The sequence below is a fragment of the Erythrobacter sp. S158 genome (assembly GCF_057364915.1).
The window spans coordinates 2,300,391-2,313,338 of record NZ_CP200279.1; the positions used below are offsets into that span (position 1 = coordinate 2,300,391).

At 57.5% G+C, this 12,948-nt stretch carries 11 protein-coding genes; 4 read left to right on the forward strand and 7 right to left on the reverse strand.

The annotated features are described in order from the left end of the window. Positions 1–3: 3 nt before the first annotated feature. The 6 genes from AC0V6T_RS11300 to AC0V6T_RS11325 form a co-directional block, all read right to left on the reverse strand. Entirely contained in the window at positions 4–855 is an 852-nt protein-coding gene (locus AC0V6T_RS11300; protein ID WP_486126945.1) for a Bpu10I family restriction endonuclease, read from the reverse strand. Continuing rightward, a complete protein-coding gene (locus AC0V6T_RS11305) occupies positions 848–2,032 on the reverse strand; it encodes a DNA cytosine methyltransferase (protein WP_486126947.1) in 1,185 nt (394 codons plus the stop codon). The genes AC0V6T_RS11300 and AC0V6T_RS11305 overlap by 8 nt, the downstream gene beginning before the upstream one ends. Continuing rightward, positions 2,016–3,191, reverse strand: coding sequence for a DNA cytosine methyltransferase (locus AC0V6T_RS11310; RefSeq protein ID WP_486128580.1), 1,176 nt, complete (start codon positions 3,189–3,191; stop codon positions 2,016–2,018). The genes AC0V6T_RS11305 and AC0V6T_RS11310 overlap by 17 nt, the downstream gene beginning before the upstream one ends. 128 nt (positions 3,192–3,319) lie before the next feature. Further along, a complete protein-coding gene (locus AC0V6T_RS11315) occupies positions 3,320–4,552 on the reverse strand; it encodes a tyrosine-type recombinase/integrase (RefSeq protein ID WP_486126949.1) in 1,233 nt (410 codons plus the stop codon). A 300-nt stretch (positions 4,553–4,852) separates the two neighbouring features. Beyond that, complete coding sequence (locus AC0V6T_RS11320; RefSeq protein ID WP_486126951.1) at positions 4,853–5,254, reverse strand: hypothetical protein; 402 nt, start codon at positions 5,252–5,254, stop codon at positions 4,853–4,855. A 47-nt stretch (positions 5,255–5,301) separates the two neighbouring features. Next, on the reverse strand, positions 5,302–6,852 hold the full coding sequence (locus AC0V6T_RS11325; RefSeq protein WP_486126953.1) for a caspase family protein: 1,551 nt from the start codon (positions 6,850–6,852) through the stop codon (positions 5,302–5,304). Between the two features lie 428 nt (positions 6,853–7,280). On the opposite strand from AC0V6T_RS11325, the gene AC0V6T_RS11330 reads away from it, so the two are divergent. From AC0V6T_RS11330 to AC0V6T_RS11345, 4 genes are read left to right on the forward strand one after another with little or no spacing between them, the layout of a single operon-like run. Next, positions 7,281–8,492, forward strand: a complete 1,212-nt coding sequence (locus AC0V6T_RS11330) for an acyl-CoA dehydrogenase family protein (protein ID WP_486126955.1) — start codon at positions 7,281–7,283, stop codon at positions 8,490–8,492. 4 nt (positions 8,493–8,496) lie between these two features. Continuing rightward, entirely contained in the window at positions 8,497–9,600 is a 1,104-nt protein-coding gene (locus tag AC0V6T_RS11335; protein ID WP_486126957.1) for an acyl-CoA dehydrogenase family protein, read from the forward strand. Between the two features lie 3 nt (positions 9,601–9,603). Beyond that, entirely contained in the window at positions 9,604–11,472 is a 1,869-nt protein-coding gene (locus tag AC0V6T_RS11340; protein WP_486126959.1) for a beta-galactosidase, read from the forward strand. Between the two features lie 56 nt (positions 11,473–11,528). Next, positions 11,529–12,263: a hypothetical protein gene (locus tag AC0V6T_RS11345; RefSeq protein ID WP_486126961.1), complete on the forward strand. Its 735-nt coding sequence runs from the start codon at positions 11,529–11,531 to the stop codon at positions 12,261–12,263. On the opposite strand, the gene AC0V6T_RS11350 is transcribed toward AC0V6T_RS11345, so the two are convergent. Then, a complete protein-coding gene (locus AC0V6T_RS11350) occupies positions 12,241–12,918 on the reverse strand; it encodes a Fe2+-dependent dioxygenase (RefSeq protein WP_486126963.1) in 678 nt (225 codons plus the stop codon). The two genes, AC0V6T_RS11345 and AC0V6T_RS11350, sit on opposite strands and share 23 nt — an antisense overlap. Positions 12,919–12,948: the final 30 nt, after the last annotated feature.

The window sequence follows — 12,948 nt, forward strand, 5'->3', positions numbered from 1 at the left end:
TGCTTAAGCGTCAAGGATAAGTCGCCCAGTCGCTAGTCGATCATGCAAAGATGAACGCTCTTTGGCACAAAGCTCAATTGTCTGTTTAGCGCCTATCATTATCTCTCTTATGTTCTTCCAGGATGTCGGCTTCGCGATCTTGGATTTCCTAAACTCGGCACGCTTCTGTTGGCGAAGAATATAGATTTCGTCGATTGCACTGGATGCATAGCTCAACGCTTCGAGATTGAAGTCGGCAAACTCACTGAGCGCCAGGTAACGACAGTGGGGAAAGGTGCTCTTGATGGCAGCTGCTGAAAAGTCGACTCCCGAGATCATGTTCTTATCGAAGTAAGTCTTCGCTTCGGCAGCAATGATCGGAATGAATAGGGGAGTGCTAGGATGTTCAGCTACAGCGAGGCTCGTCGCATATCCTACCGCCAGATCGACTCTTTGCATTTTCGGAATTAACAGCGAAGGCATCCTAGTATCGAAGGCAAGATCGATAGCTATGTCTCGTTGGCCAGATGCGAAAAGCTGGTCATGCTCTTTGCAGAGCACGTGGAACATTCTCAGAAAAAACTCAGGAATCACGCTGGTTATGAAGTCCGACTGGCTCGCAAAGACGCCGCTAGCCACCTTTCGAATCTCCGCCATGTAGTCGTCCAAGAGTGATGCCGCAGCCTTGAAGAAGTCATCATCATCTAGAACCACGCCGTCGACATGATCGCAGAGACGCACAAACATCGGAGTCAATGTGGCCAATGCTGCTGCAGACTTCCCGTGCGCTGCACTTTTTGACGAGAACTGGTGTATGAGATTGTTACAATGTGGGGATGCTCCGTCGAGCTTCCGAATTTCAATCTGTTCAAGCAAACTCGGCTGCACTGGCTTGGGCCTTTTGAGTGGTCGCTTCTAGCAGCGCTGCTGCAATAGCCGAGGCAACTCTTGGAGCTACCGCGTTGCCTATTTGATTGTACTGTGAGAGTCCGATCTCATCATGTCGTCCCTCTCGTTCAAGTAGCTTCCTGCTCATAAGAGTTCGGGGGCCGAAAAAGATGTAGCTATCGGGAAACGACTGCAGCCTTGCCCCCTCTCGAGCCGTAAGCATTCGATTCTGGAAGGGGTGCACATGAATAGTCTGGAAGTTTGCTGGGAGCGTAATTGATGGCGCATTCGGGTCAATTCTGAAGCAGTTCATTTTGTAGCGCTTCGTCACATCTACATCTTGCGAGTTTCTCTTTCGCTGCCCGTGTTCCGCCCCGACATCCTTGAGCGATTGACCAGGCGCGATGACCTTTAGCCGCTCGAGTATACGTTTCGTATGCTTCATCGCTACATGATTATGGACAGCAAAGGACTCTTTCCGAGCAAATTCTTGATATCGGTTCACCGGATCCTGACTGTAAGCTTGCCCGGATTCACATCCTTCACCAGACCCAAGCACCGGAAGGTCTGAAAGTGCTTCCCAAGATGAGATCTTATCGGGACACTTCCGATTTGCGAGCACCGCACCAAATTCAGAGGGCCCCTTATCTCGATCAGCAATCAGAAAGACCCTTTCGCGTGTTTGTGGAACGGAAAAGTCACTTGCCCTGACTAACGCTACTTCACAGTGGTAGCCTAGATCCGAAAGGGCTTCAGCCAGAGCAGCTAGCGCGCCTCGTTTCACACCAAGACGCCCGTTCAGAATGCCTTTCACATTTTCGACAACAACAAACCTCGGCCTCAAAACTCTTGCATATCTTTCAAACTCGAAGATCAGGTGATTTCTTTCATCTGATCGCTTGTATTGAGCAGGACCAGCGACAGAAAATCCTTGGCATGGCGGGCCTCCGAAGATTACATCCACACCACCAAAGAGCTGCTTGATTTCAGCTTCGCTTGTACCTCTAACGTCGCACTCTAGAAGCCTCGTCTCCAGATGATTCTTTCTGTATGTTTCCGAAGCGAAGCGATCCAACTCGATGGCCCCGACAACCTCTATACCTGCCTGTTGGAACCCGAGCGAAAAACCTCCAGCCCCGGCAAAAAGATCAAGCGCAGTCAGCAATTTTCATTCCTTCAAGCCTGAACAAAAGATTGGCGATCGCCCGCCCAATTTTTGGAGGCACTGCGTTTCCTACTTGGTTTAGCTGGCTTAGTTTCGCGTCCTTATGCAACCCCTTCCGCTCGAGCAATTTCTTCGAAAGCGTAGTTCGTTTCCCGAAGAAACGGAAAGCATCCGGAAATGACTGGAGCCGAGCGGCCTCTCTAACAGTGATATTTCGGTGCTGATAAGGATGTAGGCATGTTGAGTACATGTGGGCGGTTATCGTCGGCGAAGGCCTGTTCGCCAACATTCTACGATGGTTCTGATCAAATCTAGTTCCTTTTGAACCGCCATCGCTGCGCTTTCGAGGTGCGGCTTCCGACCAAACATCTGCGCCGTTCTCACCGGGCCTAATTTTCTTAAATCTCTCCACCAGCCTTGGCGTGTGCCGCATAGGGATGTGATTGTGGATTGCTTCGCTGCCTCGACGCATTTCCCTCTGGTACGCATTGTGGGGCGGACCGCAGTAACTTTGGATCGCATCCTCTGCCAACTGTCTAGGCTCTACAATCGGAAGATCGGATATGGCTTCCCAAGATGAGATGGGCCGGTTCCTTGACCCGACAGGGATCAAGGAGAAATCGCTTTGGGAAAACGAGGCGTCACTCAAGCTGAAGAGAGCGCCAACCGCGATGTAACGCCTCCTGTTTTGGGGAACGCCAAAGGCAGTCGCATCGACGACACTTGAGGTAAAGTTATACCCTAGGCTCTCCAAGGAAATTCTGAGGAACTCGCTATAGCTATTCCCATCGATGTCGGAGAACGTATCAAACTGGGGGACGTTCTCAAAAACAACGTACTTAGGCTTCATTAGCTTCACAGCTGATACGAAATTTCTAACCTCATCATTTCTTTCGTCGCCAGTTGGAGCCAATCGAGATCGGGCGCTTATAGAAAACCCCTGACATGGGGGGCCTCCAATAACCACGTCAACATCAGTGTATTGCCTTGCGTCAGATGCGACAAAATCTGCCACGCTGCCTTCAAGCAAGTGATCTCCAAGATTCTCACGGTACGATTGGGCTGCCCAGCCATCGATCTCGACGGCTTTTACGACACTGAAGCCGGACTGCACAAACCCAAGCGATAAACCGCCGGCTCCCGCGTACAAATCGACCACGCTCAAACTCAAATGCCAGTCCTTCCAGAAGTCATAAATTGCGACAAGCCGTCGCCGCACCGTAGTCTTTCATGCATTGCCACATGACATCGGGTCAACTTTGTTCAGGTAGTGTTCCCCAGAGATACTCACTCATCCGGTTTGGATTTCCCAAAGGCCTTTGCTGCTTCCGCATCCCCACGATAAACCGCGTAATGCCTAGCCAGCATTGTGAGGTCAGAGTGACCCAGCCGACCCGCGACCGTGCGAGGATCGATACCCATTTCCATTAAAACAGTAGCATGAGTCCTACGAAGATCGTGCAACCTCACGTTCTTCAGTCCCGTAGACCTCCAGAGACACGTCAACGACCGTTTGAGGGTTGTCATAGACACAGGAAACAATCTCTCGTCGCCCTCGTCACGCTCAAGCGCCTCTAGCTGTGAGAGAATGGAAACCATTTCGGGAGTGCAGGTGACAAAGCGCGGCTTGTCCGTTTTCGTGTTTACGACCTCCACAAGCGTTTGGTTTTCGCCTTTCCGGACATTGTGCCATGTAAGGTCTAGGATTTCCGCTCGACGCATTCCCAATTCATAGGCCCATTTAACAAACAGCGTGAGCCAACCTCTGATCTGGTGAGGCTTTGCTTCCTTTTGGTCTTCCTGCTTGGCTTCAATCGCCTCTGCCGTTTCGAGAATGACCTTCCACTCATCGGCAGTGACAAACCTCCCCCTTGCCTCAATCCCTTTGATCTTATCGGCATTATCGGCTGGATTGCGGTCAATCACTCCGTTGCGGATCGCATCGTTCAAGATAGCCTTGAAGGTGTTAAGTTGTCGCTGAACGGACGAAGGCTTGAGTTCCTTCAATTGCTGAGCAATCCAGTTATTCACATGGCTTGGGGTGATCGCATTGATCGCTCGCTTGCCGAATGTCGGATTAAGCGCAGACTTCACATTGCCCTGAGTGACTCCAAAGCTGCGAAGCGAAGGCTCCTTTCGATCTAACCATTGCTGAGCATATTGAGCAAACGTGGGAACCTCTTCTGGCTCTAGTGGCTCTCCACGATCTGCAAGGCCTTGTAGTCGATCACGTTCACGCACTAGGCCTTCCCAATCCCATGATGCTCTGCGACCCAACTTGTGCTCAACTGAGCCTCCTGGAGGGATTGAGCGCCCCTTATAAGTGCCTCCACGCGGCAGGCGTACTTTGACCCAAACAGTATCGTCTCTCGCCCCTCGATAAATCCCGATGCCATCACAGTAGGCGGCCCGCTTTCCTGTTTTCTTGGGCAGGCCAGCTTCGAATTTTTCGAACATCGCATAGCGGCGCGGCCTTCCTACTGGCTTGGCTCGAGGCGTGTCAGATTTAGCCGGTTTCATTTACTCTTACTCCAACCCCACAAACCAAGCTTGAGTGCCTGAGGCTAGTGGGGAATAAGTGGGGTATAGATGAAATTGATGATTCTGGCGACCGTATTTCGCGCCCCACTGTAACCCCACTCAGAACCTTGTAAAACGCCCGAAACGCGAAAAACATCAATAACACAGGGATTTCAGGAAGTGGCGGACTTCTGGGAACAGCAATAACGGATGAGTGACCCAGAAACGTGTGATGCTACCCTTCACACGGGTGGGGTCGCAAGTTCAATCCTTGCCGCGCCCACCATTTCTCACCGAGCGCTAACGCCCTGCTTCAGTATCGCGGTGATAGGTTTCGCCGGTGTTCGGTCCTTGGATATCGTAAGCGAACCAAGCGCCCGCGGCGTAGTCGTATAGCTGTACCAGGCCGTTCTCGACGTGAGCGGAATAGTCGCTGGCGCTCGCTCGATCGTGACCCTTTGCCTTGTCGCCGACGATCTCGAATGAAACGTGGGTCTTCTCGCCCTCATCGTACAATTCGGGGAGCGTCCCGCCGAACCTTACGCCTCGTTCGCCATCGAAGCCCTGCAGCCGGTTGCCTCGGCATTCTGCTGCGATCTTGAGATTACGGCGCGAAGTGTGATCGTAGATGCCGGCAACCGTCTTGCCGGTGATCGCGGCGAAGGTCGATGCGGCTATGATTGCGCGGGTGTGTGCTTGCATCGCGCCTGTTGGCACCATGGATACCGGAATATCAATACTGGGCTGTGTCAGCGGCTTTCGGAAAAGCTGAAGGTTTCGAGCAGCGAAGACGAATCCCACGGCACCTGGTCCCCGCTGGTCATCTCGACGACCTGTCGCCTGACCTCCCGAAAGGTGACCTCGATTGGCCTATCAGGGACCAGCATCTGGGTCGCGAGAGCCTCTGCAAAGGGGCTGTGAATGCCTCCACCGTCTGCCGCCGTGCTTCCCGGCGAGGTGGAATAGGCAACGAAGCTGCCATTGGGCGTTTCCATGCGCGCCAGCCCCCGCAGGCCATTCCTAGTGCGGCGGCGCAACGGCATGTTGCGGCAGGCATCGAGGATCACGATACGGGTTGAAATGTAAGCCTCTTCCATCTGCGCAAGGATCGCATCGGCTGACACCGCTTCGAGCTCAAGATCGCTTTCGGAATCGACGACCGAGCCGACAGGGATGAGGAAATTCGCGCCTTTGGATTGCACCCCGTGTCCTGCGTAATAAAACAGGCCGGTTGCGTTCTCACCAGCCGCAAGAAGGCGATCACCCAGGCGGCGGACGGCTTCCTTCATCTGCCTCTGCGTTGCATCGGTTAGTATCTCGACATCGAAGCCCAGGCTGCGAAGCGTGGCTCCGATCAGCACCGCATCGTTCACCGGATTGGAAAGCGCTCCCATGGAGCCTGCATATTGCTCATTGCCAATGACGAGCGCGATTCGCGGGCCGCTCGCTTCCATGATCGCAAGCTCGATCTCCTCCTGCGTGGATGCGCCCGGCCCCTGGGAAAGCATCCTGCCGCGGCCGGGAACGGTGGGCGATCCGCGCGAAGCGCTTGCCCTGTTGCCCGCGATCTGGGCTTTCTTTGATGGCGTCGACTGATTGGAGATAACGCGCTCAGGCGCGGTCTCCCGAGGCACTTGCTGCGACGCAGCCGGAGGCAGCGGATCGGCTCTTGCCATGCGCACGGGGGGCGGCGACTGGACTGGCGCAGATCCTTGAGCCTGAGGCATTCGACCAGCAGACGAGGTGCTTTGCTCGGCCGGTGTGCTTTGAGCCAATACAGCTTGCTCGGTGGGCTGTGCCGGTTCGGAGACCGGCGTTTGCCCTTGTGGCTGTGAGGATTGCGCCACCTGCGCAGACGATTGAGCCTCGCCTGAAACCGGCAGTCCCCGCTGCGCAAGCAACTGCCTGTGCGCTGCCATATCGCGCTCATATTGCTGCTGCTGGCGCTCGATCTCAGCGACTTCGGCGCTATGACCCTGTAGCTCGCGCTCGTACTCGCGCTCCTTGCGTTCGGCTTCGGCGACTTGAGCGTTGTATTCCGACATCGCGTCGTTGAACGTGTTGACGCGGTTCGCGTTCATTTCGTTGATGGCTCGGGCGTAGACTATGCCCTCTTCCCCGACGATGCATTGCTGGATGTCGCGCTCGATCTTTTCAGCCCTTACGTCCGTCGCCTGACCTGTAATCCTTGCGCGGCAATCGGTGCGGGCGCGGGCCATGCGAGCATCGATATCAATGCCTTCATCGCGCAGCATCTGCATCATAGCCGTGATGCCGATATCGGCTGCGGAGGGCTGCACGACCCGGGCGCCCTGCGCTCGTGTTTCAACATCACCTTCGCGCACAGGTGTACCGTCAGACTGCGCTGCCGCCAGCGCAGGTACAAGGCCAAGCGCTAAGGCCCCTAGAATTGACAAGACTGACACCCGGTGTGACGCCATCATTCCCCCCGAAACGCGTCGTTCAAACCGACGTAAACGATCAAAACAGCGAGTCAACACGGCGGGACGGACTCTAAAGGCCCAGAACGGGACAATATTACGTGCGAAAAGAAGCGGAGGACCCGCTCAATGAATGCGCGACAAAAGGCTGGTTCAATCCGGGCGGCGATGCCTCCGCGATATTCGAACGCTGCATTACACCGACAAGCCAACATACGCTTTGGACTTGCCTAAGCGCGCCCTTCGTTCATGGTAAGAAGCTCAAACTGAGACGAGAGAGACACCTGATGAATGTCGAGTTTTCGCCAGAGCTCGAAGCCTTCCGGCGCGAGGTCGCGGAGTTCTTTGCCACCGCGCCGACACCCGCCATTCGCGAGGCGGGCCGGAAGACGACAAGCGTTTTTGCACCCTTCGATCAGTGCATGGCCTGGCATCAGATCCTGTACGAAAAGGGTTGGGCTGCGCCGCATTGGCCCAAGGAATATGGTGGGACCGGGTGGAGCGTCGAGCAACGCTTCATCTTCGCAGAGGAGTACCGAAAGGCCGACCTGCCCCCGCTCCTGCCGCAGAGCCTTGGCATGGTCGGGCCGCTGCTGATCGATCTCGGGACCGAGGAGCAAACAACGAAATACCTGCCGCCGATCCTGAAAGGCGAAGATTTCTGGGCACAAGGCTATTCCGAACCGGGATCGGGGTCGGATCTCGCTTCCCTCAGTTGCCGCGCGGAGGCGGATGGCGACGATTACATCATCAACGGCTCGAAGATCTGGACGACCTACGCGCACCACGCGAACCGCATGTTCATGCTCGTGCGGACCAGCACCGACGGCAAGAAACAGGCCGGCATCACCTTCCTGCTCCTCGACCGAATGGACTATCCCGGCATGGAAGTGCGCCCGATCTACGGCCTCGATGGCTTTCCCGAACAATGCGAGGTCTTCTTCGACAATGTCCGCGTTCCGCAATCGGGCCGCGTGTGCGAGGAGAACCAAGGCTGGAGCGTCGCCAAGCACTTGCTGAAGCACGAGCGCGGTGGCGGCAATGCGGCGAGCCCGACCCTGATGCGCTATCTTGAGCGCGCGCGCGAAGCCGCTGCCCAAACGCCCTCGCCATTTGGCGGGATGCTGGCCGATGACCCGGTGTTCCAGCGCGATTTCGGAGAGCTGGAGGCCGATGTCACCTCGCTCAGCCATCTCGAAAAGCTGGCGATCAGCGGCCACGAGATCGCGCGCGATCCGGCATTCCCTTCCATGAACAAGACTATCAATTCCGAACTTGTCCAACGCGCCAGCGTAATGATGAACAAGGTATCGGGCGTGGGCGGCCTTGCGCGCCAGTTGGAAGCACTGCGCGTGGGATCAAACGTCGAGCCGCAGGGGAGCGAATTCGACCTCATCACCATGCCGCTCTACCTCAACAGCCGGGCGACCACGATCTATGCGGGATCGAACGAGGTCCAACGCGACCTGATCGCGCGCAGCCTTGCGGCGAGAGCCTGAGCCGATGGATTTCAGCTATTCGCAGGAGCAGGTCATGCTCACTGACAGCGTCGCGCGCTATCTTGAGAAGAACTATGATTTCGATACGCGCAAAGCGCTCGTCGCATCCGATGCGCCTTGGTCGGCAGATGTGTGGGGGCAGTTTGCCGAGCTTGGCTTGCTCGCCCTCCCCTTCAGCGAGGAGCACGGCGGGCTTGGAGGCTCGATCAGCGATCTCGTCGCGTTCACGAGGAGCTTCGGCAAACACCTCGTCGTCGAACCTTATGCCTTCGCAATCATGCTTTCCGGCGCTGCGCTTGCGTCGAGTGAAAACCCAAAGGCGGCGGGATGGGTCGAGAAGATCGTGAGCGGCGAAGCCATCGCAGCGTTCGCGTACGAGGAAGGCAACGGCACCGCATCACCCGGCATGATTGCGACGAGCGCGGGCGTTGACACTGATGGTTTCGCGTTGTCCGGCGAAAAGCGGATCGTTATCGCAGGCGGCGATGCAGACGTGCTTGTCGTTGCCGCGAAACATGAAGCCTCCGGCAAGCTCGCACTGTTCCTGGTCGATGCGAATGCGGACGGCCTTTCGACATCACCCTACACCACCATAGACGGGCGCAGCGCAGCCAATATCCGCCTCGATGATGTGCAGATCGGCAAGGATGCAGTCCTGATCGAGGATGCGACCGACACGCTCGAGCGCATCATCGCGCAGGCGATCATCGTCCTGTCTGCCGAGGCGCTTGGCGCTATGGGCGCCCTTCTCGAAATCAGCGCCGACTATGCGATGACCCGTAAGCAATTCGGCCAGCCGATTGCCATGTTCCAGGCGATCGCGCACCGGCTCGCCGACATGAAGATCGCCTACGCCAAGGCGATGTCGACGCTGACCTATACGACCGCGCTGGCAAACTCGGGCGCTGCCGCGGCCCGCGATATCCACGTGCTCAAAGGGCAATTGGGCAAACTGGGGCGCGAAATCGGAGAGTCGGCGATCCAGGTGCATGGCGGACTTGGCCTCACCGATGAGCTTAATGTGGGGCACTACCACAAGCGCCTGCTCGCTTACGACGCGATGTTCGGCGACCACGATTACCACCTTCGCAAATTGGGCCAGCGCTGAACCATGGATCTTGGCGTTTGCTATTATCCCGAGCACTGGCCGGAAGAACGATGGGCGCTCGACGCAGCCCAGATGCGAGAGGCTGGTCTTACCCGCGTCCGCATCGGCGAATTTGCGTGGAGCCGGATCGAGCCTGAGCCGGGGCGCTATGACTGGGATTGGCTCGACCGGGCGGTCGATACCCTGCATGAAGCTGGCCTCGGCATCATCATGGGCACACCCACCGCAACGCCTCCGAAATGGGTGGTCGACCAGATGCCCGACATGGTGGCGCTAGACCTCGAGGGAAAACCGCGCGGGTTTGGCTCGCGGCGGCACTATTGCTTCAGCCACGCCGGATACCGGGCCGAGGCCGCTCGCATCACGCGCGCTGTGGCGGAGCGATATGGCAAGCATCCCGGCATCGTCGCTTGGCAGACCGACAACGAATATGGCTGCCACGACACCGTGCAGAGCTTCTCCCCCGCCGCACGCGATGCATTCCGCGTGTGGCTGGCGGATCATTATGGAAGCATCGAGGCGCTCAACGCGGCGTGGGGTAATGTCTTCTGGAGCATGGAATATCGCAGTTTCGAAGAGGTCGAACTGCCCAACCTCACCGTGACGGAAGCCAACCCTGCGCACTCGCTGGCGTTCCGCCGCTTTTCGTCCGACCAGGTGATCGCCTTCAATCGCGCGCAGGTTGATATCCTGCGCGAATGCTCGCCGGGGCGCGATATCACGCATAACGCAATGGGGTTCTACACCGGCTACGATCACCACGACCTTTCCGCCGATATCGACGTGCTCGGGTGGGACAGCTACCCGCTTGGCTTCCTCGAGATGTTCCGCTTCTCCGAGGAAGACAAGCGAACCTACGCGCATCAGGGCCACCCGGACATCGCCGCATTTCATCACGACCTGTATCGCGGAGCGGCGATCGACGGGCGCTGGAGCGTGCTGGAACAGCAGCCGGGGCCAGTGAATTGGGCGCGCTACAATCCCGCGCCTTTGCCCGGCATGGTCAAGCTATGGACCATGGAAGCCTTTGCGCACGGGGCGGAGATGGTGAGCTATTTCCGCTGGCGGCAATTCCCGCAAGCGCAGGAGCAAATGCATGCGGGGCTTCTTCGTCCCGATGGCGAGCCTGCCCCGGCACTGGCCGAAGCGCGCGAGGCCGCTGAAGCGCTCTCCGAATTGCAGGGCCTCGAAAGACACGCGACGCCGAAGCACGCGGCAATCGTCTTCGCCTACGATGCAGAATGGATCACGCAAATCCAGCCGCAGGGTCTGGGGCGTTCAGCGCTTTGGGCGGCGTTTGCTTGCTACACGGCGCTGCGCAGGCTCGGGATCAACATCGACATCATCTCGCCGAATGCTGATCTTTCTGACTATCCCATGATCGTCATTCCCTGCCTTCCGATTGTTCCCGACGTTCTGGTAGCGGCGCTGGAAGAGTATGACGGCGAGGTCGTGATCGGTCCGCGCACTGGCAGCCGAGACGACGACTTCGGCATCCCGCCAAATCTCGCGCCGGGCAAGCTCGAACCGCTGACCGGTGGCACAATCATGCTGAGCGAGAGCCTGCCCGACAGGCTCGACGAGCGCGGATCGCATGGCGTCACGGGCGGGTGGTACGATCACTATTCGGGCGAGGCCGAGGCCGAGATGGATGGCGAGAAGGATCAGGTCCTATGCTGGAAGCATGGCAAGGTTCGCCTATGCACAACCTGGCCTGATCGCAGCGGATTTGCGAGCGTCCTTGAACGCGCAGCCCGCGATGCGAAGCTGCCTTTGCAACAAATGCCCGAAGGCATTCGCGAACGTCAGATTGGCAACATCATTGTGCGTTCGGACTACCTCAATGCAAAGACCAGTTGGCGCGAGGTATAAAGGCCCGGCCATAAATCGCTTCGAATAGTGTCCAGAAAACTGTACATGTCGGGTGTATGCACCTGTTCGAGATCCTCGTCGTCCTGCACGTGATCACCGGAGCGACCGGGCTCATCGCGTTCTGGGTACCGATCGCGACTCGCAAGGGCGCGATGAACCACAGACGCTGGGGGCGGATCGCCTGCTACGGTTTCATGGGCGCAGGCGCGCTTGCCGTCGCCATGGCGCTTCTCTCGCTCTACGGTCCTGAAGAGCGCATCCCGTCGGTCACTGACCGGGTTCTGTTTGACGGGCTGTTCGGTTGGATGATGCTCTATCTCGGCCTGCTCACAATCGGTTTCGCCGATTACGGGCTCGCTGTCGTGAAGCATGGCCGTGATCGCACGCAGCTGAGGCGCTTCCGCTACCAGGTTGTGATCGCGGCAGTGATCCTTTCGGCACTGCAATGCGGCATCTATGGCGCGCGCATCGCAGAGGTGCTGATGATGGCGGTCGCACTGCTCGGCATAGTCGCGATGAGCCTGCAACAGCTATTCATCTGGCGCAGTGAAGTGCCTTCACCCAAGTCCTACGTCGGCGAGCATTTTCGCGCACTCATCGGCATGGGTATCTCGGCCTACACCGCCTTCATGTCGGTTGGACTGATCCGCTGGGTTCCCGAACACGTCTTTAACCCGCTGATCTGGGCCGGCCCCAGCATCGTGGGTGTCAGCCTCATCATCTGGTTCACCTTGAAGACCAAGCGGCCCGCATCGAGGCCAGCCGGCGTCAAGCCTGCCCCCACATCCTGAGCAGGTTCGCGATCGTCTTGTCGATCGTAAGCAGTTCCGCCGATCCGCCCGGCAGTTTTTGTTGCAATGTGGTGCGAAGGTTTTCCAGATCGAACAGCATTTCGCGCTGAAGATCGTCGCGGATCGTGCTTTCGATCCAACCGACGGCCACGATCCGGGTGCCGCTGGTGACGGGTCGCACTTCGTGGATGCTGGTTGAGGGATAGAGGATTAGCTCTCCCGGCTTGCCTTTGATCGACTGCGTCATGCCCGCCGTGTGGATGACCAGTTCCCCGCCCTCGTAGCTTTCCGGATCGCTTAGGAAGAGCGTGAACGAGATGTCGGTGCGCATTCGGGCGTTGCCGGTGCCCATGATTGCATTGTCGACATGCGCGCCATAGTGCCCGCCATCCTCGGTCTTGCTCACCATCGGATTCGAGATGTGACGGGGTCTTGCCGCTGCCTTTACGACCGCGTTCTCCGCGATCGTTGGCCCCAGCAACGCGCTGAGATCGCGCCACGCAGTGTCGCTCATGACAGCCTGCGAATTGCGCTTCACCTCGCGCGCCACCGCACCTGCGGTTGCGCGGCCATCCTGCCATGTAAGCGCGCCGAGCTTGCCGCCAATTTCAGCGAGTTTCGCCTCGTCAGTGATCGCAGCGATGCTGAGGATCATGGCAGCCGTCCAATGATGATTTGCACTTGC

Excerpts from the sequence above, each read along its gene's own strand:
- AC0V6T_RS11315 (WP_486126949.1), bottom strand. The coding sequence starts at position 4,552 with ATGAAACCGGCTAAATCTGACACGCCTCGAGCCAAGCCAGTAGGAAGG.
- AC0V6T_RS11320 (WP_486126951.1), bottom strand. The coding sequence starts at position 5,254 with ATGCAAGCACACACCCGCGCAATCATAGCCGCATCGACCTTCGCCGCG.
- AC0V6T_RS11330 (WP_486126955.1), top strand. The coding sequence starts at position 7,281 with ATGAATGTCGAGTTTTCGCCAGAGCTCGAAGCCTTCCGGCGCGAGGTC.
- AC0V6T_RS11335 (WP_486126957.1), top strand. The coding sequence starts at position 8,497 with ATGGATTTCAGCTATTCGCAGGAGCAGGTCATGCTCACTGACAGCGTC.
- AC0V6T_RS11340 (WP_486126959.1), top strand. The coding sequence starts at position 9,604 with ATGGATCTTGGCGTTTGCTATTATCCCGAGCACTGGCCGGAAGAACGA.
- AC0V6T_RS11345 (WP_486126961.1), top strand. The coding sequence starts at position 11,529 with ATGCACCTGTTCGAGATCCTCGTCGTCCTGCACGTGATCACCGGAGCG.
- AC0V6T_RS11350 (WP_486126963.1), bottom strand. The coding sequence starts at position 12,918 with ATGATCCTCAGCATCGCTGCGATCACTGACGAGGCGAAACTCGCTGAA.